This is a genomic window from Streptomyces sp. URMC 127, from assembly GCF_051386535.1.
Classification (GTDB): Bacteria; Actinomycetota; Actinomycetes; order Streptomycetales; family Streptomycetaceae; genus Streptomyces.
On record NZ_JBPQTW010000122.1, the window covers coordinates 1 to 20366 of the forward strand.

Here is a 20366-nt window from a genome sequence, read left to right on the forward strand (position 1 = left end):
CTCTCATGGGCAACCATCCGCATTACCTCAACGGGCGGGTGGGTGGGCCGAAAGCCGTGCCGAAGGCGCGGGATACGTCCGCGTAGACGCAGGGGTCGCTGCCGGGGACACCGTCACCCCCTACTACGACCCACTCCTGGCGAAAGTCATCGCCTGGGCCCCCAGCCGGCCGGAGGCCGTCCGGCTGCTGAGCCACGCGCTGGAGCGCGCCCGCATCCACGGTCCGGTGACCAACCGCGATCTCCTTGTACGCTCGCTCAGGCATGAGGAGTTCGTCCAAGGGCGTATGGACACGTCTTTCTACGAGCGGCACTTGGGCGAGCTCACCGGTCGCCGGGACGGCGTCGAAACCGCCGCCCTCGCCGCGGCCGTCGCCGACGCTCAAGGCCGCTCCCGCTTCGGCGGCTGGCGCAACCTCCCCTCGCAGCCGCAGGAGAAGCGCTACCGCTCCGAACCGGACGGCGAGGAGCACACCGTGCGGTACCGCCTCACCCGGCACGGCCTGGAGGCCGGAGAGAGTGTCCGTCTTCTGGAGGCGTCCCGCGAGCACGTGGTGCTGGAGACGCGCGGCCTCCGTGCCCGCTACGACGTGGCCGCGTACGGCGACCACGTCTACGTGGACACGCCGTGGGGCGCCCATGCCTTCACGCTCCTGCCCCGCTTCCCCGGCCACGCCGCCGCCCCGCCGGAACCGGGATCCCTCCTGGCTCCCATGCCCGGCACGGTGGTCCGTATCGCGGAGGGGGTCGCCGAGGGCGGTGAAGTCCGCGCCGGGCAGGCGTTGCTGTGGCTGGAGGCCATGAAGATGGAGCACCGCATCGTCTCGCCGGCCACCGGCACGCTCACCGCCCTGCACGCCGTCCCCGGCCGTCAGGTCGAGGTCGGGTCCCTGCTTGCTGTCGTCGAGGAGCTGACGCCATGAGCTTCACCGAAACCCAGGAGCACCGTGACCTGCGCGCCGCCGTCGCCGCGCTCGGCAAGCGCTACGGGCGCTGCGGCGCCACTGAGGAGCTGTGGGCCGAGGCCGGCGCGCTGGGGTATCTGGGGGTGAACCTTCCCGAGGAGTACGGGGGCGGCGGCCGCGGCATGGCCGAGCTCGCCATCGTCCTGGAAGAGCTCGGTGCCGCGGGCTGCCCCCTGCTGATGATGGTCGTCTCGCCCGCCATATGCGGCACCGTGATCGCCCGCTTCGGCACCGAGGCGCAGAAGCGGAAGTGGCTTCCGGGCATTGCCGCCGGGACGGTCCGGATGGCCTTCGGCATCACCGAGGCCGAGGCGGGTTCCAATTCCCACCGCATCACGACGACCGCGCGGCGGGAGGGAGAAGGGTGGGTGCTCAATGGCCGCAAGGTGTTCATTTCGGGGGTGGACATCGCGGACGCGACGCTGATCGTGGGGCGCACGGAGGACAGGCGCACGGGAGCCCTCAAGCCGTGTCTGTTCGTGGTGGACAGGGACGCTCCGGGGTTTTCGAGGAGCGTCATTCCCATGGAACTCGCCGCTGCCGAGAAACAGTTCGAGCTCGTCTTCGAAGACGTGCGGCTGGCCGGCGATGCGCTCGTCGGTGATGAGGACGCCGGGCTCCTCCAGCTTTTCGCCGGTCTCAACCCCGAGCGCATCATGACCGCCGCCTTCGCCCTCGGCATGGCCCGCTACGCCCTGGCCCGCGCCGTCGGCTACGCCCGCACGCGCACCGTCTGGCGCGAGCCCATCGGTGCCCACCAGGCCGTCGCGCATCCCCTGGCCCGGTCGCACATCGAGGTGGAGCTCGCCCGGCTGATGATGCTCAAGGCGGCCCATCTCTACGACGCCGGCGACGACATGGGCGCGGGCGAGGCGGCCAACATGGCCAAGTACGCGGCCGCCGAGGCCGCCGTCCGTGCCGTCGACCAGGCTGTGCACACCCTCGGCGGAAACGGGCTGGCGAGCGAGTACGGGCTCGCGTCCCTGCTCACCGCGGTGCGGGTGGCGCGGATCGCCCCGGTCAGCCGGGAGATGATCCTCAACTACGTGTCGCACACGACGCTGGGCCTGCCCAAGTCGTACTGAGTACCGAGAAAGGTGGCTTTCTGTGACGCTGGTCCGCCGCTCCTCCGAGCACGGCATCACCACCCTCACCCTGGACTCCCCGCACAACCGCAACGCCCTGTCGTCCCGGCTCGTCGCCGAGCTGCTGGAGGGGCTGGACGAGGCGGAGCGCGATGGTGGCGTGCGCGCCGTACTGCTGACCCACACCGGCAACACCTTCTGTTCGGGCGCCGATCTGACGGAGGCGGGTCCGGACGGGCCGCGGGCGCTCGTACGGCTCATGCGCACCGTGGTCGGGCTGGGCAAGCCGGTCGTGGCGCGCGTGAACGGCCATGCCCGGGCGGGTGGTCTGGGGCTGCTGGGCGCCTGTGACATCTCCGTGGCGGGCGAGGCGGCCACGTTCGCCTTCACCGAGGCCCGGCTCGGGCTCGCGCCCGCGGTGATATCGCTGCCGCTGCTGCCGCGCCTCGACGGGCGTGCCGCGGCCCGCTACTACCTGACCGGCGAGCGGTTCGGGGTCGCGGAGGCCGTGCGGATCGGGCTCGTCACGGCCGGGGAGCGGGAGCTGGAGGCGATCCTGGACGGGCTGCGGCGCGGCTCGCCGCAGGGGCTCGCCGCGTCGAAGGCGCTGGCCACGGCGGATGTGCGGCGGGCCTTCGAGCGGGACGAGGAGGAGCTGGTAGCCCTGTCCGCACGGCTCTTCGCCTCGGCGGAGGCCCGTGAGGGCATGACCGCCTTTCTGGAGCGCAGGGAGCCGGTATGGGCCCGCTGAGCCTGCCCAAGCAGGACCGCAGCCGCGCCACGCGGCAGCGGCTCCTGGAGGCGGCGATCGCCTGCCTCGCCGAACGCGGCTGGGCCGGCTCCACGGTCTCCGTCGTCGCCGAGCGCGCCGGCGTCTCGCGCGGAGCCGCCCAGCACCACTTCCGCACCCGCGAGGAGCTCTTCACGGCGGCCGTCGAGTACGTGGCCGAGCAGCGGTCGGCGGCCGTGCGGGACCTGCTGCCCCAGGTGCAGCTGATCACCGGCCCGGCCCGTACGCACATGGCCGTCGGCCAGCTCGTGGACCTCTGCACGGGACCGCTGTTCCGCGCCGCCCTGCACCTGTGGGTGGCCGCCGCGAACGACGACGCGCTACGGGACCCGGTGACGGAACTGGAGGCGCGCGTCGGCCGCGAGGTCCACCGCATGGCGGTGGAACTCCTCGGCGCCGACGAGCGCCGCCCCGGCGTCCGTGAAACCGTTCAAGGCTTCCTGGACATGTGCCGGGGGCTGGGTCTCGCAACTCTGCTGACGGACGACAGCACCCGCCGGGAACGCCTGGTGAAGCACTGGACGGACGTCCTCAGCGGGTTGCTGTGAGGGGGGCGCGACCGGTCAGCCTCCCACCGTCGCCTTGCCCACGATGTCCGCGAAGCCGTCGACCTCGCGCGGGTCGCGGGGGCCCGGGCCGACGTAGCGGGCCGAGGGGCGGACCAGGCGGCCCGTGCGCTTCTGTTCCAGGATGTGCGCGCTCCAGCCCGCCGTGCGGGCGCACGTGAACATCGAGGTGAACATGTGCGCCGGGACCTCGGCGAAGTCCAGGACGATGGCCGCCCAGAACTCGACGTTCGTGGCGAGGACGCGGTCCGGGCGGCGGTTGTGGAGCTCCTCCAGGGCCGCCTTCTCCAGGGCCTCGGCGACCTCGTAGCGCGGGGCGGCCAGCTCGCGGGCCGTGCGGCGCAGGACGCGGGCGCGCGGGTCCTCCGCGCGGTAGACGCGGTGGCCGAAGCCCATGAGGCGCTCGCCGTTGTCCAGGGCGCGCCTGACGTACGCGGCGGCGTCGCCCGTGCGCTCGATCTCCTCGATCATGCCGAGGACGCGGGACGGCGCCCCGCCGTGCAGCGGGCCGGACATGGCGCCGACCGCGCCGGAGAGCGCCGCGGCCACGTCCGCGCCGGTGGAGGCGATGACGCGGGCCGTGAACGTGGAGGCGTTCATGCCGTGCTCGGCGGCGGACGTCCAGTAGGCGTCGACGGCCTTGACGTGCTTGGGGTCGGGCTCGCCGCGCCAGCGCTTCATGAAGCGCTCGACGACGGTCTCCGCCTTGTCGATCTCGCGCTGCGGCACCATCGGCAGGCCCTGGCCGCGCGCCGACTGGGCGACGTAGGACAGGGCCATGACGGCGGCGCGGGCGAGGTTGTCGCGGGCGGTGGCCTCGTCGATGTCGAGGAGCGGCTTGAGGCCCCACACGGGGGCGAGCATCGCGAGCGCGGACTGGACGTCGACGCGGATGTCACCCGAGTGGACGGGGATCGGGAAGGGCTCGGCGGGCGGCAGGCCGGGGTTGAACGAGCCGTCGACCAGCAGGCCCCAGACGTTGCCGAAGGACACCTGGCCGACCAGGTCCTCGATGTCGACGCCGCGGTAGCGGAGGGCACCGCCTTCCTTGTCGGGTTCGGCGATCTCCGTCTCGAACGCGACGACTCCTTCGAGTCCGGGTACGAAGTCGGACATCAGGCGGCTCCTCGTGACGTGTGCGACAGCTGGGGCGTAAGGCCCGGTCGGGCGCGGCTGCAGCCTGATGCGGCCCGCTGTCCGTGCGTCGCTGCGTACGGCATCGCGGCCCGTCACCGGTCAACCGGGTCATGCCCCGTGCGGCGGGTCTTCACCCGGTTCCGCGCCCGGACCCCTGACGGGCGGGCTCGTTCCGGATTCCGGCCGGAAACGATAGCCGGTGATGTGCGGGTACCACAGCTTCCCGCCCTGCGATTTTGGGGGGTTCGCCACATGCGGCGAAAGGTGATGTCCGGCACAGTGGGGGTTTTGGCCGCGGGAGGGTTACGGAGGGGCGGCCGGGGGCAGATACCTCTGCTGCCCGGGCGCGGCTGCTGACAGGATGGGGCCGTGACCCATGCCGACGAGTTCCCCGCTCCCGAGTTCCACGGCGGCGCGCTGGACGCCGCAGCCATGCGCGAGCAGTACCGCTCCGAGGGCCTCTCGGAGGCGGACCTCGCCCCCGATCCGTACGAGCAGTTCGCGATCTGGTTCGCCGAGGTGTTCGCCGCCGGGCTGCGGGAGCCCAACGCCATGGTCGTGTCCACCGCCGACGCGGCCGGCCGGCCCAGCTCCCGGACCGTGCTCCTCAAGGGCTACGACCACCGCGGCTTCGTCTTCTACACCAACTACGGCTCCCGCAAGGCCGCCGACCTCGCGCGCAACCCGTACGTCTCGCTGCTCTTCCCCTGGCACCCGATCGGCCGTCAGGTCATCGTCGCCGGCACGGCCGAGCGCGTGGACCCGGCCGAGACCGCCGTGTACTTCCACTCGCGGCCGCGCGGCTCCCAGCTGGGCGCCTGGGCGAGCGCCCAGTCGGCCGTGGTCGCCTCCCGCGAGGAGATCGACGCCGCGTACGAGCGGCTGCTCGCCCGCTACCCGGAGGGCGAGCCGGTGCCTGTCCCGACGGGCTGGGGCGGCTATCGCGTGACCGCGGAGAGCGTGGAGTTCTGGCAGGGACGCGAGAACCGGCTGCACGACCGGCTGCGGTATGTGCGGGAAGGCGGAGAGGGCGGCGCGGGTGGCGATGGCGGCGAGGGCTGGCGCGTGGAGCGCCTCAGTCCGTAAGGCCGGTGGTCCCTAAGGCCGGTGGCCCGTAAGGGCGGTAGTCCGTAGGGCCAGTAGTCCCCTAAGGCCGGTAAAGGCGATAAAGCGATAAAGCAGACGATCCGTGGGCCGGTTACCGCCGCGCCCTGGGGCGCGGCGGTGCCGAGCGGACGACTCGGCGGCCCACGGATCGGGTGACTGCTTGGGATTGGCCGGCGGATCCCCCAGCTGCAGCCTGGGAGGCCCCGGCGTTGCGCTTGGCGCGACGACGGGCGCTAGCCCGCAGTCACCTCACGCGTCCGGAATGAAACCATGTCCCGAACCACCTCCCTTCTCGTGTGCGCACCACCCTAGGAAGCGTGCGGGTGAGCGACAACCGAATTTCCGGTGGGCAACGATTTTCCCGAAGACGGTGTGGTGCCCATCACGGTCGAGTTGAATGACCCGTCGTGCAGGACATGCAGACGCGTCCAGCTGGGGGTACCTCGTGACCGCACCACACAGGCCAGGCCCTGCCCGCCCGGCGATCCCGGCGCCCGGCGGCGGGGAAGCCGGCGGCAGCGCCGGAAGCGCTTCCGAACGACCCTCCGAACGGGCCCCCGACAGCGACGACTCCGGCCTCCTCGCGGCGCTTCTGGACGGCATGGACACCGCGCTGTGCGCCTTCGGCGCCGACGGCACGGTCACCCACTGGAACCGCGAGGCCGAACGGATACTGGGCTGGACCGCGGCCGAGGCCGTCGGCCGGCAGGGCCTCGCCGGCTGGGCCGTACGCCCCGCCGACGCCGCCGAGGTCGCCGCCCGGCTGGACGAGGCGATGGCCGCCCCCGGGCGGCACGTCCACGAGTTCGCGCTGCTCACCAAGGACGGCGGGCGGGTGCTGGTGCGCACCCAGCTGTCGGCCCTGCCGGGCGCGGGCGAGCGGCCCGCGGGGGTGTACTGCGCGTTCAGCGAGGTGCACACCCAGATCGACCTGGAGCGCTCCATCGCGCTCAGCGAGGCCCTCTTCGGGGACGCGTCGTGGGGCGTCGTCCTCGTCGACGCCGACCTGCGGCCCGCCCTCGCCAACGCCCACGCCGCGCGGGCCCTGCGCACGGGCCGCACCGCGCTCCTCGGCCGGCCGCTCGGCGAGCTGCTGGAGCAGGGCGTCGAAGAGGTCGAAGGGGCCCTTCAGCACGTCCTCGCGGCGGGCGCCCCGCCCGCGCCCACCGACCTGTGGGTCACCCTGCGCGACCAGGGCGGCGCCCCGCCCGAGCGGCGCTGCTGGCGCAGCGGCTTCGTGCGGCTGGCCTCGCCGCTCGCCGAGGAACCGGTGCCGCTGGGCGTCGCCTGGCTCTTCCTGGACGTCACCGCCGCCCGCCTCACCGAGCAGGACAGCGCCCGGCTGCGCTTCCGCGCGAGCCAGCTGCACCGGGCGGGCCGCGCCGTCGCCGAGTGCGAGGGCCCCATGGAAGCGGCCTCCCTCTACCTGGACTTCGCCCTCGCGGGCTTCGCCGACCACGCCCTGATCGACCTGCTCCCCGAGCCGCAGGCGACGCCCGACCCCCCGGTCCGGCTGGTCAGGGCCACGGCCACGCCCGCCGGCACGCCGGGTCCCTGCCCGGCGACGGGCCGCGGCGGCCTGCCCGTGCCCTACCCGGACGGGCACCCGGCCCTGCAGGCCGTCGAGCGCTGCGGCTCGGTCCGCGCGGCCTCCGACTGCACGGAGACCTGGGCCGGCGCCCGCAAGTGGCCCGAGGGCACCGTCCACGCCCTCGCCACGGCCCTGCGCAGCCGCGGGCGGACGCTCGGCGCGGTGACCTTCCTCCGCGGCCCGTCCCGCCGCCCGTTCGACCGCTCGGACGCGACGTACGCGGAGGACATCGCGTGCCGGGTGGCGGCGTCGATCGACCTGGCGGGGCCGGCGGGGGCGTCCTAGGGATCAGAGGTCAGGGATCAGAGGTCAGGGGTCAGGGATCAGGGATCAGGGCTCGATGACGCCGGTCAGGCCGAAGAGGCCGGCGAGGGTGGCTTCGGCGGTCGCCCGGTCGGTCTTCTCGATCCACGGGTAGACGGAGTGGTCGCGGTAGTCGGGGAAGCGGCGTACCACGTCGGTCTCGTGCCAGGCCTTGCCGGCGAAGAGCTCCTCCCACCAGCTCCGGGCGTCGCTGTACCGCCGGGCCACTCCGTCGGGAGGCGCGCCCTTGGCGTGCTCGTTGTCGAAGCGCCAGTACAGCCAGTAGTCCGTCACCCAGACGTCCCGGTCGGCCTCGAGCTCCCGGGCGCGCCGGGCGGGGACTTCCGTCAGGTCCATCGACGCGGCGGGCGTCCTGGGTATGTAGTGGTACCCCCAGAATTCGGGGAACCAGCCCCATTCGCGCGCCGAGAAGTACTGCCACAAGCCGTCCGCGTCCAGCCGCCACAGCCCCTGTGGCGCCTCTCCTTCGTCCCCGGCGACGAAGTAGCGGAAGGCGTCGAAGGGGCGGGGCGAGTGCGGGCCGCTCTCCCCGATCTCGGTGAGGCCGGGGCGGCCCTTGAGCTCTTCGAGGAAGGCGTCGGCCTTCTCCCGTGTGGTGCGGGAGTATCCCCATGTCGACCCGTCCGGGTCGGAGAGAACCGACGCGCCCGTCCACAGCCGGCGGTCATTCGAGTACTGGCAGTGCACCCTTTCCGGGCTGAACCGCCGCCGGACCACGCTGTTGGAGTCCGCCCAGTACTCCACCCACCCCTGCCGGTCCCCCTGCAGCCGCTCGGCGGCCCGCACGTCCAGGGGCGCCAGGTCCTCGCGGGCGGGAGCCGAGGTCACCGGGCGCCGCTCCCCGGCCTGCCGCCAGGCCCAGTCGATGGTCGACCAGTACTCCCACGTGCCGGTCTCCGGCGACGTGCGCCACAGCGCCTTGGGGCGCTCCGGGCTGTGGCCGTCGCGGACGTCGGCGAAATAGTCGTGACAGTCGTGGCGGACGTTCGTTGCGTTCATACGGCAACCCCCTCGCGCGGCGCTTGCCGATGATCTTATGTGCGCCCGGCGGTGCTGGTGCCCTTGCCGTGCTGGTGCCCTTGCGGGGCCAGTGCCCTAGCGGTGCCAGTGCCCTTGCGGCGCTAGTGCCGGAAGAAGATCCGGTCCCGGTTCTCGTCCAGCACCCGCCCGTTCCAGTCGTGCCCCCCGTCGACGTTGCCGGAGCGGAGCATCGGCGGCTCGGTGCCGCGGGCGGCGAGTTCGCCCGCGGCGGCCGCGACGACGGCCTGCATCAGCGCGCTGGTGACGACCGTCGACGCGGGGCCGAAGGGGGCCGCGATGCCGTCCGCCGTGAGCTCCGCGTCCCCGACGCGGATCTTGCTGTCGATGACGAGGTCGCAGTGGTCCTTCAGGAACGTGCCGGAGGCGTGCCGGGACTTGGTGTGCTCGGCGTAGGCGAGGGAGGTGACGCCGATGACGCGCACGCCGAGCGCGCGGGCGTTCATGGCCATCTCGACGGGCAGGGAGTTGCGGCCGGAGAGGGAGATGACGACCAGGACGTCGCCGGCCCGGACGGGGCTGGTGTCGAGGACCGCCCCGGCCAGGCCGTCGACGCGCTCCAGGGCGCTGCCGAGCGTGGCCGGGACGACGTCGAGGCCGACGACGCCGGGCACGGCGAGGAGGTTGATCAGGGCGAGGCCGCCCGCGCGGTAGACGACGTCCTGGGCGGGGAGCGAGGAGTGGCCGGCGCCGAAGACGAAGAGCCGGCCGCCGTCCGCCACGGTGTCGGCGAGCAGGGCCGCCGCGGCCGCGATGTGCTCGGCCTCCTCGTCGCGCACCCGCTGCAGCAGCCCGATCGCGGCGTCGAAGAACTGCCCGGCCAGCTTGTTCTCGCTCATCGCTGCGGGGCTCCTTAGATCGAGATCCGGTGGCGCGTACGGTCTGGGCGTACGCTCGTGGCGCGGATCACGTTGCGGTCTGGACCAGGGCCCTGTCAATACGGCGGGCGGGCCGGGGCCGTACCCGCCACCGTTCGCGGTGCCATGCGTCAGAATTGGGTCCAGGGGCCACGCGCACGACTTATCGAGGGGCACGCATGTCCGGACTGATCGACACCACGGAGATGTATCTCCGCACCATTCTCGAGCTGGAGGAGGAGGGTGTGGTCCCCATGCGTGCCCGCATCGCCGAGCGGCTCGACCAGAGCGGCCCGACGGTCAGCCAGACCGTGGCGCGCATGGAGCGCGACGGCCTGGTGTCCGTCGCCGGCGACCGGCACCTGGAGCTCACCGAGGAGGGCCGCCGGCTGGCCACGCGCGTCATGCGCAAGCACCGCCTCGCCGAGTGCCTGCTCGTCGACGTGATCGGCCTGGAGTGGGAGCAGGTGCACGCCGAGGCCTGCCGCTGGGAGCACGTGATGAGCGAGGCGGTGGAGCGCCGCGTGCTGGAGCTCCTGCGCCACCCCACCGAGTCGCCGTACGGCAACCCCATCCCGGGCCTGGAGGAGCTGGGCGAGAAGGCCGAGCAGGACCCGCTGCTCAATGAGGACATGGTCAGCCTGATGGAGCTGGACGCCGGCTCCGACGGCAAGACCGTCGTCGTACGCCGGATCGGTGAGCCCATCCAGACGGACGCCCAGCTGATGTACTCGCTGCGGCGCGCGGGCGTGCAGCCCGGCGCGGTGGTCAGCGTGACGGATTCGGCCGGCGGTGTGATCGTCGGCAGCAGCGGTGAGGCCACGGAGCTGGAGCCGGACATCGCGGCGCACGTCTTCGTCGCCAAGCGCTGAGCGGCGCCGGGCGCTGGGTCGGCAGGTGCTGAGCCGCGCCCGGGCCCGAGTCGGCAAGCGCTGAGCCGTACTCAGCGCTGAGCCGCCGCCCCGCGCTTCACCCGCGCCCCCCCGGTCCGGGCCGCCTCCTGCGCCCCGCGGCGGGGCGTCTTGCTGCGTCAACTCCCTGGAATCCGGCTGGAGTCGGCGGAACGGGCACGGAGCCGCTCCGGCCGTGCCACGCTGTCGCTGGCGCGCATATGCGCGGGGACACCGCTGTCTCGGGGAGGGGGCCGCGATGAGCTCGGCGGGGCGTGACAAGGGCCCCGGTGCCCTTGCGGGCAGCCGGGGCCCTGCCTCCCCATATACCCCCGTGGCGACCCGGAGCCCCGAGCTCCCAGGGTCCGCCCCGCGGACCTTCTTCCCCGAGCAGTCCGCGCCCAGGTCGATTAATCCCCTGGGTGCCGCCGGTCAACCCTTCCCTGAGGTCACTCGAACGAGGGGTGTTACGCGCTTTGAGCCTGCATTCGAATGTAAGTTCTATATCGTGGAGCTGCTCGGGGGAGAGTAGGAGGTGCCAGGGCTCATGGTTCGGCGCATCGACGTGAGTGGGAGCGGCGGGGTGCGGCTCGCGGCCTGGGAGTTCGCCGATCCGCCCAAGCGTTCCTGCGGGGCGGGGGGAGCCGGTCGGGCCGGGCGGTCCCGCGGGGGCGGCCCGGGGGCGGTGCTGCTGCTCCACGGCCTGATGGGCCGCGCGGCGCACTGGGCGGAGACCGCCCGCTGGCTGTCCGCCAGGCACCGCGCGGTCGCCCTCGACCAGCGGGGCCACGGCCGCAGCGAGCGCCCGGCCGACGGCCCGTACACCCGCGATGCCTACATCGCCGATGCCGTGGCCGCGATCGAGGCCCTGGAGCTCGCCCCCGCCGTCCTGATCGGCCACGCCATGGGCGCGCTCACGGCCTGGCAGGTCGCCGCCCGCCGCCCCGACCTGGTCCGCGCCCTGGTCATCTGCGACATGCGGGCGTCCGCGCTGGGCGCGGCCACCCAGCGGGAGTGGGGCGAGTGGTTCCGCTCCTGGCCGGTCCCCTTCGCCACGCTCGCGGACGTCCGCAAGTGGTTCGCCGAGGGCGACCCCACCCTGGAGCGCCCCCGCCCCGCCCGCGGGGATTACTACGCCGAGATCATGGCCGAGCGCGCCGACGGCTGGCGCCCGGCCTTCTCCCGCCGCCAGATGCTCCAGGCCCGCGAGACCTACGCCCACGACGCCCACTGGGAGGAGCTCGCCCTCGTCGAGTGCCCGGCCCTCGTCGTCCGCGGCCCCGACGGGGAGCTCGGCCGCGCCGAGGCCCAGGAGATGGTCCGCGTCCTGCCCCGCGGCCGCTACGCCGAGGTCGCCGACGCGGGCCACCTCGTCCACTACGACCAGCCCGAGGGCTGGCGCCGGGCGGTCGAGCCGTTTCTGGAATCGGTGCTGCCGGGGTAGTCCGGGGCGGTCCGCGGGCTGCTGCAGGTTAATTCAACAAGCGTTGACATTTTCCGGGCGCGGGTGTGCACTGGCAGTAAGGCCAGGTGCCCGTACGGGCCGCACAAGCCGTACGGGCCGCACACGTCACGTCGTACGAGCCGCAGCGTCGTACGCGTTGCAATGTCGTACGAGTCGCACGAGCCATCAGAGGTGCTGTCATGTCCTCCTCGCTCTCCTCCCAGGCCGTCTCCGCGGACGTTTCCGCCGATGTCCCCGCCGCCGACGTCCTCGTCGTCGGGGCCGGCCCCACCGGGCTGCTGCTCGCCGGGGATCTCGCCGCCGCCGGGGTGCGGGTGACGCTCGTGGAGAAACGGGCGCAGGAGTCGAACCTCACGCGGGCCTTCGCCGTGCACGCGCGCACGCTGGAGACCTTCGACGCCCGCGGCATCGCCGAACCGCTGATCGCCACCGGAGCCTTCACCTCGGACGTGCGGTTCTTCGGCCGCGGCGGGATCGACCTGTCCCGGCTGCCGAGCCGCTTCCCCGGCGTCCTGTTCACCCCGCAGTACGAGACCGAGCGGGTCCTTGAGGAGCGCGCCCTGAAGGCCGGGGTCGTGCTGCGCCGCGGCGCCGAGGTCACCGGCCTGCGCCAGGATGCCGACGGCGTCGACGTGGACCTGCGCACCGCGGACGGCGCCACCGAGACCCTGCGCGCCGCCTACGCCGTCGGCGCCGACGGCGTGCGCAGCGCCGTCCGCAAGGCGCTCGGGCTGCCCTTCCCCGGGAAGTCCGTGCTCCGGTCGGTGATGCTCGCCGACGTACGCCTCGACAGGGAGCCGCCCGGGCTGCCGGCCTTCCGGGGCGTCGGCGAAGGCTTCGCCTTCCTGGTGCCCTTCGGCGACGGCTACTACCGCGTCATCGCCTGGGCCCGCGGCTCGGACCGGCCCTCCACCGCCCCCGTCGACTTCGAGGAGCTCAAGGCGGTCACCCGCGCCGCCCTCGGCACGGACTACGGCATGCACGACCCCCGCTGGACCTCGCGCTTCCACAGCGACGAGCGGCAGGTGCCGCGCTACCGCGACGGCCGCGTCTTCCTCGCCGGCGACGCCGCCCACGTCCACTCGCCCGCCGGGGGGCTCGGCATGAACACCGGCCTGCAGGACGCCGCCAACCTCTCCTGGAAGCTCGCCGCCGTCCTCAAGGGGACGGCCCCCGACGCGCTCCTCGACAGCTACCACGACGAGCGCCACCCCGTCGGCAAGCTGGTGCTCCGCATCAGCGGCGCCATCGTGCGGGGCGTCCTGATCGGCTCGCCCGTCACCCGCCGCCTGCGCGACGCCGCCGCCGTGGCCGTCACGTCCCTGCCGTTCGCCGCGGACCGCGGCGCCCTCATGGTCTCCGGGATCGGCATCCGCTACCCCGCGCCGCCCGGCTCACACCCGCTGACCGGGCGTCGCGCCCCCGACCTGCCGCTCGTGGAGCGCGCGGGCGAGCCCTCCCGCCTCTACGAGGCGCTGCGCGCCGGGACGCACGTGCGCGTGCTGCCGCGCGGGGCGGGCGCACCGTCACAGCAGGAGACGGGCGTCACCACGGTCACCCGTGCCGACGCCCGTCGCACGTCCCTCCTCGTACGGCCCGACGGGTACGTGGGGGAGGCCCGGGAGTTGGGCTGATCCGGATCCGGTCCGGGGCCGGCCTGGTCCGGGGCCCGTTCCGGTTCCGGTCTCGGTTGCGGGCCCGGGCCCGCAACCGCGTTCTGTCCGTGCCCGCCGCCGTCACCTGCGGCGGGCGTCCGCCGCGTCCCGGCCGCACGCGTACGCGAGCGCGCTCACCAGCTCGTCCGCGTCCGGCAGCCAGCGGTTGGCGACCGTGGGCTGCCGCGCCCACTGCACCGAACCGCGCGTCCCCACGCGCGTGGGCGGCGCGACCACGTAATCGCCCTCACCGCGCGCGATCAGATCCAGCGACGTCGGATGCCAGCCCAGCTTCCGGGCCGCGTCCCCCACCTTCAGCGCCCCGCCGGGCAGCACGAAGAACAGCATCCGGCGGAACGGCGTGCACGTGATCGGACCGAGCTGGACGTTCATCCGCTCCATCCGGGCCAGCGCCAGGCAGCCCGCCGTCTCCGGGACGTCCAGCGCGTCGAACGTGCGGCCCGTCGGAAGCAGGACCGAGGCGGCGGGCTGCTGCTCCCACATGCGGCGGATGGCGACCGCGCTGCCGGTGGCCTGCGTGGCCCAGTCCGGGCGGTCCGGGTGCGCGCCCGGAGCGGGGCAGCCGAGATCACCGCACGAGCAGTACTCCCGCCCCTCCTCCACCTTCAGCCATGTGCCGCCGAATACGTCCCAGTGCCGCTCCTCCGCGTACCTGACAGCGGCGTCCAGCAGTTGGTCGCTGCGCTGGTGGGGGAGGTGCGGGGCTCCTACTGCGATGGTCTCTTCCACGCCCATCACAACTCCCCCCGTCACGAGGGGTTACGGCTCAGGCTCACGCTTGTGGGCGGTGCCAGGACATGCACATGGGGCGCACGGATGCATGTACGGGGGCGCAGACGCGGGTTGGCCGCCGCGGGTGGGTAGCCACCTGTCCGGCGACGGGGCGAGACAGTCATTGCCTGGCCAATGCCGCCTTAGCTGTCATTACCGTTAAGTCCGCATTCTCCGGACATTCAGGGGGCAAAGATCACAGGGGAGGACGCAGTCAGCTGTCTCAGCTTCTCCGCAGGCCGCGGCGGGCAGCGCCGCGAACGCTTAGCCGTCTCAGGGGGTACAGCATGGCCGCACGGCCACTCGTGGCGCGGCAGCCGAACGAACGGCTGCAGGCGCTCATTCAGGAAGCCGCCTGCTCCAACGCAGGCCTCGCCCGGCGCGTCAATATGTGCGGCGCCGAGCACGGGCTCGACCTGCGCTACGACAAAACGTCCGTAGCGCGCTGGCTGCGCGGTCAGCAGCCGCGCGGGCGGGCCCCGGCCATCATCGCCGAGGCGCTCGGCCGCAAGCTCGGCCGCACCGTCACCATCGACGAGATCGGCATGGCCAACGGCAAGAACCTCGCATCCGGGGTCGGCCTGCAGTTCTCGCCCACCGTGCTCGGCGCGATCGAGCAGGTGTGTGAGCTGTGGCGGAGCGACGTCGGGCGCCGGGACTTCCTCAGCGGCACGTCCGTCGCCTCGTCCGCGCTCGTCGAACCGAGCCGCGACTGGCTCATCACCGGGGCCGATCCGCAGGTCGCGCGGAACGCCGGGGCGCGGGTCGGGGCCTCCGACGTCGACGCGGTGCGGGCCACCACGGAGGCGCTGGTCGAGCTCGACCACCGCTACGGGAGCGGACACGTCCGGCCCGTCGTCGTGCACTACCTCAACAGCGTCGTCTCCGGGCTCCTCGCCGGCTCCTACCGCGAGGCCGTCGGGCGCGAACTGTTCGCCGCGGTCGCACGGTTGACCGAGCTCGCCGGCTACATGGCCGTCGACACCGGCCAGCCCGGCCTCGCCCAGCGGTACTACATCCAGGCGCTGCGCCTCGCCCAGGCTGCGGGGGACCGTGGGTACGGGGGGTACGTGCTGGCCGCCAGCATGAGTCACCTTGCGGCGTCGCTGGGGAACCCGCGCGAGATCGCGCAGTTGGCGAAGGCCGCGCAGGAAGGCGCGCGGGGGCATGTCACGCCGCGGGCCGAGGCCATGTTCTACGCGGCGGAGGCTCGGGGGCATGCGTTGCTGGGGGACGCTCGGTCGTGCCAGTTGGTTGCGGCCAAGGCGGTGGCCAAGCTGGATGAGGCGGGGGAGCCGGCCTCTTCCGGCTCATCCGGCTCCACGGCGGCGGGTTCCGGGGATGATCCTGCCTGGATCCGGCACTTCGATCACGCGTATCTGGCGGACGAGTTGGCGCACTGCCACCGCGACCTCGGCCAGGCCGAGCAGGCCCGGCGGTGTGCGGAGGAAGCCATCGCCGGGCACGGGGAAGGGCGCGTGCGCAGGCGCGCCATCGGCATGCTGCTGCTGGCCACGGCGCAGGTCCAGCAGCGGGACGTCGACGAGGCGTGCGCGACGGGGGTACGGGCGCTGGACCTGCTGGGCACGCTGAGGTCCAACCGGGGTGCGGAGTACCTGGAGGACTTCCAGCAGCGGCTGGCTCCTTACCGGGAGGAGCCGGTGGTGCGGGAGTTCGGGGCGCGGTTGGAGGTGCAGGCGGCGTAGGGGCCGGTCTGGGCTGGGTCGGTCCGGGCCGGGCCGGCTCGGTCGGATTGGGCCGGGCTTCGTCGTCGGGTGCCGGGCGACGGGGGCTCCGGGGTGTTCCGGAATCGGATATTTACGGGCGGGAACCGTCAGCCGCAGGCGTACCCGGCAACGCGCCCACAAATATCCGGCAGCATTCCGGAACACCCCTGCGCCCCCGCCGCCCTCCCGCCGGATCCGGCCGCATGGCCCCGCCGTGCGGTGACCCGGTAGCGTGGCCGCGCTATCGATAAGTTGCCGTACAGCCTGAGGAGTCCCGGTGACGCAGAGCGGACAGGGCAACGCCCCTCAGCCGGCCGCCGGCCGGCCCTGGAGCGAGCCGTGGGGGCCCGGCGGGCGCGCCCCCCTGCCGCCCGAGATGCCACCGGGCGGCCCGGCGGGCCCCGGCGACTCCGAAGCCACGCAGTACCTGCCGCCGGTCGGCTCCGGCCCCCTCCCGGGCGCCCCCAGGCCGCCGGCTCCCTTCGCCCAGGGGGCCGGTGAGGCTCCTGCGGCGTCCGCGGATTCCGCTACGCAGTATCTGCCGCCCGTGCGCAGTGACGATTCTGCGGCGGCCGCGGCGACGCAGTATTTGCCGCCTGTTGGCGGGGGGAACGCCTCGGGTGGTGATTCGGCTGCCGCTACGCAGTATCTGCCTCCCGTCGCCGGAGGCGGTCCCATAGGCGGAGGGGCGGCCTCCGGAGACGCGTCCGCCGCTGCCACGCAATACCTGCCGCCCGTCGCCGGAGGTGGCCCCGTCGGAGGCGCCCCCGTGCCGCCTCCGGCCTATCAGTCGCCGCTCGGGGGTGCGCCCGGTCAGGGGGAGCGTCCGCCGCCCTCCGAGTTCGACGGGCTGTTCCGCGCCTCGGCCGCCTCGGCGGCATCCGCCGCGGCATCGGCCGCCCCGGGGCAGGTGCCCCCGCCGCGCGCCCCGCACGGGGCACCCCCGCACGGGGCGTCGCCGCACGGGGCGCCCCCGCAGCCCGCGCCCGGGCGGCGGAAGCTGCCCACCGCGGCCATCGTCGGGCTCGTCGTCGCCGGCTGTGCCGTCGCCGGGCTGGGCGCCGGTGCGCTGCTCAGCGGCGGGGGAGACGAGAAGAAGGACACCCCGCAGAACACCGCCGTCAGCTCCGCGACGCCCGGTGACGCGCCCAAGGGAGACGAGGGCAAGAAGGAGGCGTCGGCCGACCCGGCGGACCCGGTGGCCGCCCAGGCCAAGGCCCTGGACGCCCTGCTGAAGGACAGCAACAACAGCCGCGACGCCGTGATCAAGGCCGTCGACGCGACGCGGAACTGCAAGGACCTCGACAAGTCCGCGTCCGACCTGCGCGACGCGGCCAAGCAGCGTGACGGCCTCGTCACGCGGCTCCAGAAGACCGCGATCGACAAGCTTCCGAACAGCGCCGAGCTGTCGGCGCAGCTGACCAAGGCGTGGAAGTCGTCCGCCTCCGCGGACAGCCACTACGCGGCGTGGGCGGACCAGGTGGGCGGCAAGCACGGGTGCGTCAAGGGGCATGCGCGCCCGTCGGGCGAAAGCGCCGCGGGCGACCGGGCCAGCGCGGACGCCACGGCCGCGAAGAAACAGGCCGCGGAGCTGTGGAACCCGATCGCGAAGAAGTACAGGTTGTCGCAGCACTCGTGGGCGCAGCTCTGAGGGTGAAGGACGGGGGCTCGGGCCGGATGTCAGTGGGGAACGTACGATCGATTGCTATGCAGGGTTCGGAGAAGTCTTCCCGCCGCGGCCGCCGCTCGACCACCATGGACGGCATGCCGCTCAATGACATGCCGTGGTGGCGCTGGCGTGCGCAGGTGCGCTCGGCGCTGCACATGCTCTCGGACCCGGTCTTCCAGCGCGAGCGCTGGCTCGCCGGCGACACGGGCTTCGGGGATGTGACGGACGCCGTCTACCGACTCGTCGAGGACACCTGGCTGGACAACTGGTCGGCCGAGAAATACATCGGAACGATCTTCCGTGACTCGGGCGAGGCGGCGCTCGTCGACCTCGCCGTGCTGCGCGTGCTGCGGATCATGCACCAGGTCGGGCCGGACGCCCCGGTCTCGGCGTATCTGGAGCACCACGGCTGGCCGGAGGCGGTCCAGGCGGCGCGGGAGGCGCACGTACGGCTCGCGCTGAACGACGGGGATGAGCCGGAGGCCCCGCCGCGGCCGCTGGAGGTGCTGGAGAGGCTGACGCAGGTGCGCTGAGCCGCGGCCCCGGCCGCGGCGCGGTCCGGGGGGCTCCGCAGGTGTGCGAGGCTATTGGGCTATGAACGCCTCCCAGTCCCCTGCCGCCGAAGGGGCCCCAGCGCAGCCCGAGCAGTACGTCCTCACCCTCTCCTGCCCCGACAAGCAGGGCATCGTTCACGCGGTGTCCAGCTATCTCTTCATGACCGGGTGCAACATCGAGGACAGCCAGCAGTTCGGTGATCACGACACCGGGCTCTTCTTCATGCGCGTCCACTTCGGCGCGGAGGCGCCCGTCACCCTGGAGAAGCTGCGCGCCAGCTTCACCGCCATCGGCGACTCCTTCCACATGGACTGGCAGATCCACCGGGCCGACGAGAAGATGCGCGTCATCCTGATGGTGTCCAAGTTCGGCCACTGCCTGAACGACCTGCTCTTCCGCTCGCGGATCGGCGCCCTGCCGGTGGAGATCGCCGCCGTCGTCTCCAACCACACGGACTTCGCCGAGCTCGTCGGCTCGTACGGGATCCCGTTCCACCACATTCCGGTCACGAAGGACACGAAGGCGGAGGCGGAGGCGAAGCTCCTGGAGCTCGTCCAGGCCGAGAACGTCGAGCTCGTCGTCCTCGCCCGCTACATGCAGGTCCTCTCGGACGACCTCTGCAAGGTCCTCTCCGGAAAGATCATCAACATCCACCACTCCTTCCTCCCGAGCTTCAAGGGCGCCAAGCCGTACCACCAGGCGCACGCGCGCGGCGTGAAGCTGATCGGCGCGACGGCCCACTACGTGACCGCGGACCTCGACGAGGGCCCGATCATCGAGCAGGAGGTCGAGCGCGTGGGTCACGAGGTGACCCCGGAGCAGCTCGTCGCCATCGGCCGCGACGTGGAGTGCCAGGCACTGGCCCGCGCCGTGAAGTGGCACAGCGAGCACCGCGTCCTCCTGAACGGCCGCCGGACGGTCGTCTTCGCGTAGCGATCCGCGATTCCGCTCGCGAACGTCCGGGGCCCGCATCCACGATGCGGGCCACAGGCGTATGCGGCGCCTTTTACATGCGCGACAGCGAAGCCGTCGCGTACAGCGCGTCCAGGATCGCGCCGCGGTCTCCCGACTGTCCCGCTGCCGCGTCCTCCGGGTGGACGTGTCCCGCTGCCAGGCGGCAGAACTCCAGGGCGTCCAGGGCCACATGGGCGACCTCCGTGCCCGGGAGCGCCGTGGCGGCCGGGGAGTCGAGGGGGATGCGCCAGTGGCCGCCGCCGCTGCCTTCCACCTCCAGGTGGAGGGAGCGGCCGGGCGCGCCCGCCACCGTCAGGACGTGGGCCGGCGGGGCCAGGCCCGCGCGGCGGCGGGCGGCGATGGCCTCCGGGAGCATGCGGGCCGCGAGCCCGACCAGCTCGTGGAGGTGGCTGGGCGAGGGCGGGTGGTACGGGTAGTCCACGGCCTCGGCGATGTCCTCCGCGTGGATCCAGCACTCGAAGGCCCGGTCGAGGAACGCATCGCGTACCGGAAGCGCTGCCGGGCCGTAGGCGACGGCGAGACCGGCCACCTCCTCCTCGGCGAACGACGCTCCCCGTATCAGCGCGCGGCCCTGCTCCCGCCACTCGGCGCGCACCACGCCCGGCGGCGTCTCGGAGCGCGTCGCCCACAGCGCCTCGGTGCGCTCGGCGGGGGAGGAGCCCGTTGCGTCCCCCAGCGGGTCCGGCAGGCCCAGCGTCCGGGCGACGAGGCCGTCGACGGCCGTGAGGTGGCCGATGACCGCGGCGACGGTGGTCTCCCGCCCCACGGGCCGCTCGCCGTCGAACCAGCGCAGCCGCACCGGCGCCTGCCACTCCGCCTCGCCGATGTCGTGCAGGAGGGCGTCGAGGCGGGCGGTCTCCGCGTCGTACGGCGCGGCCCACGCGGGCACGGGGACGCGGGCCGGGCGGCGGCCCAGGCAGGAGGCGAGCACGCGGGAGCGCAGCCGCGGATCGAGGTCCAGATTGTCCTCCGGGTGGAGCAGGGCGACGGCTTCGCGCAGCCGTACGGCTTCGTCCGCGCACGTGGCGCAGTCGGTCAGGTGGGCCTCGACGGCCGCGGTCTCCTCCGGGGAGCAGGCGGCCAGCGCCCACGCGCCGAGGAGGGATTTGAGGACCTTGTGCGACGTCGGAGCCATTTCGCGAGGAGGGGCAGGAGAGACGGGGGCTGTCTCTTATACAC

The 20366-nt window shown here is 73.3% G+C and carries 17 protein-coding genes and 1 pseudogene; 13 read left to right on the forward strand and 5 right to left on the reverse strand.

Annotated features, from left to right (window positions below; genetic code table 11):
* The 4 genes from ACSNOH_RS22390 to ACSNOH_RS22405 all read left to right on the forward strand — a co-directional run.
* Positions 1-922 (forward strand): biotin/lipoyl-containing protein (locus ACSNOH_RS22390; RefSeq protein ID WP_436723202.1); only part of this gene is annotated, 922 nt, incomplete at its 5' end.
* Positions 919-2049 carry an acyl-CoA dehydrogenase family protein gene (locus tag ACSNOH_RS22395; RefSeq protein ID WP_436723203.1) on the forward strand — a complete coding sequence of 377 codons (1131 nt, stop codon included), beginning with the start codon at positions 919-921 and terminating at the stop codon, positions 2047-2049. The genes ACSNOH_RS22390 and ACSNOH_RS22395, both read left to right, overlap by 4 nt.
* A 22-nt stretch (positions 2050-2071) precedes the next feature.
* Positions 2072-2800, forward strand: a complete 729-nt coding sequence (locus ACSNOH_RS22400) for an enoyl-CoA hydratase family protein (RefSeq protein WP_436723204.1) — start codon at positions 2072-2074, stop codon at positions 2798-2800.
* Positions 2788-3387 carry a TetR/AcrR family transcriptional regulator gene (locus ACSNOH_RS22405; protein WP_436723205.1) on the forward strand — a complete coding sequence of 200 codons (600 nt, stop codon included), beginning with the start codon at positions 2788-2790 and terminating at the stop codon, positions 3385-3387. The genes ACSNOH_RS22400 and ACSNOH_RS22405 overlap by 13 nt, the downstream gene beginning before the upstream one ends.
* 15 nt (positions 3388-3402) lie before the next feature.
* Here ACSNOH_RS22405 and ACSNOH_RS22410 read toward each other — a convergent pair whose 3' ends face one another.
* Positions 3403-4521 carry a citrate synthase 2 gene (locus tag ACSNOH_RS22410; RefSeq protein WP_436723206.1) on the reverse strand — a complete coding sequence of 373 codons (1119 nt, stop codon included), beginning with the start codon at positions 4519-4521 and terminating at the stop codon, positions 3403-3405.
* 453 nt (positions 4522-4974) lie between these two features.
* Here ACSNOH_RS22410 and pdxH point away from each other — a divergent pair, with 453 nt between their 5' ends.
* The gene (gene pdxH, locus ACSNOH_RS22415) at positions 4975-5628 is read left to right on the forward strand and encodes a pyridoxamine 5'-phosphate oxidase (protein WP_436723218.1); all 654 of its coding nucleotides are present in this window, start codon (positions 4975-4977) and stop codon (positions 5626-5628) included.
* A 418-nt stretch (positions 5629-6046) separates the two neighbouring features.
* On the forward strand, positions 6047-7525 hold the full coding sequence (locus ACSNOH_RS22420; protein ID WP_436723207.1) for a PAS domain-containing protein: 1479 nt from the start codon (positions 6047-6049) through the stop codon (positions 7523-7525).
* A 45-nt stretch (positions 7526-7570) separates the two neighbouring features.
* On the opposite strand, the gene ACSNOH_RS22425 is transcribed toward ACSNOH_RS22420, so the two are convergent.
* Positions 7571-8563 (reverse strand): hypothetical protein, encoded by a 993-nt coding sequence (locus tag ACSNOH_RS22425; RefSeq protein ID WP_436723208.1) that lies wholly within the window; start codon positions 8561-8563, stop codon positions 7571-7573.
* Between the two features lie 122 nt (positions 8564-8685).
* On the reverse strand, positions 8686-9441 hold the full coding sequence (locus tag ACSNOH_RS22430; RefSeq protein ID WP_436723209.1) for an SIS domain-containing protein: 756 nt from the start codon (positions 9439-9441) through the stop codon (positions 8686-8688).
* A gap of 197 nt (positions 9442-9638) precedes the next feature.
* Here ACSNOH_RS22430 and ACSNOH_RS22435 point away from each other — a divergent pair, with 197 nt between their 5' ends.
* The 3 genes from ACSNOH_RS22435 to ACSNOH_RS22445 all read left to right on the forward strand — a co-directional run bounded on the left by ACSNOH_RS22435 (position 9639) and on the right by ACSNOH_RS22445 (position 13448).
* A complete protein-coding gene (locus ACSNOH_RS22435; RefSeq protein ID WP_436723210.1) occupies positions 9639-10331 on the forward strand; it encodes an iron dependent repressor, metal binding and dimerization domain protein in 693 nt (230 codons plus the stop codon).
* Between the two features lie 565 nt (positions 10332-10896).
* Positions 10897-11793 carry an alpha/beta fold hydrolase gene (locus ACSNOH_RS22440; RefSeq protein ID WP_436723211.1) on the forward strand — a complete coding sequence of 299 codons (897 nt, stop codon included), beginning with the start codon at positions 10897-10899 and terminating at the stop codon, positions 11791-11793.
* A gap of 200 nt (positions 11794-11993) precedes the next feature.
* Entirely contained in the window at positions 11994-13448 is a 1455-nt protein-coding gene (locus tag ACSNOH_RS22445) for an FAD-dependent monooxygenase (RefSeq protein ID WP_436723212.1), read from the forward strand.
* A 102-nt stretch (positions 13449-13550) separates the two neighbouring features.
* On the opposite strand, the gene ACSNOH_RS22450 is transcribed toward ACSNOH_RS22445, so the two are convergent.
* Positions 13551-14225 (reverse strand): bifunctional DNA primase/polymerase, encoded by a 675-nt coding sequence (locus tag ACSNOH_RS22450; protein ID WP_436723213.1) that lies wholly within the window; start codon positions 14223-14225, stop codon positions 13551-13553.
* A 323-nt stretch (positions 14226-14548) separates the two neighbouring features.
* Between ACSNOH_RS22450 and ACSNOH_RS22455 the strand changes: the two genes are divergently transcribed.
* From ACSNOH_RS22455 to purU, 4 genes are all read left to right on the forward strand, one after another.
* Positions 14549-15967, forward strand: coding sequence for a transcriptional regulator (locus ACSNOH_RS22455; protein ID WP_436723214.1), 1419 nt, complete (start codon positions 14549-14551; stop codon positions 15965-15967).
* 790 nt (positions 15968-16757) lie between these two features.
* Positions 16758-17639, forward strand: coding sequence for a hypothetical protein (locus ACSNOH_RS22460; RefSeq protein ID WP_436723215.1), 882 nt, complete (start codon positions 16758-16760; stop codon positions 17637-17639).
* Positions 17640-17695: 56 nt separating this feature from the next.
* Positions 17696-18190, forward strand: a complete 495-nt coding sequence (locus ACSNOH_RS22465; RefSeq protein ID WP_436723216.1) for an SCO4402 family protein — start codon at positions 17696-17698, stop codon at positions 18188-18190.
* Between the two features lie 61 nt (positions 18191-18251).
* Positions 18252-19145: a formyltetrahydrofolate deformylase gene (purU, locus tag ACSNOH_RS22470; protein ID WP_436723217.1), complete on the forward strand. Its 894-nt coding sequence runs from the start codon at positions 18252-18254 to the stop codon at positions 19143-19145.
* A 73-nt stretch (positions 19146-19218) separates the two neighbouring features.
* Here purU and ACSNOH_RS22475 read toward each other — a convergent pair.
* Positions 19219-20337: pseudogene (locus ACSNOH_RS22475) on the reverse strand (maleylpyruvate isomerase N-terminal domain-containing protein); the annotation flags it as partial.
* Positions 20338-20366: the final 29 nt, after the last annotated feature.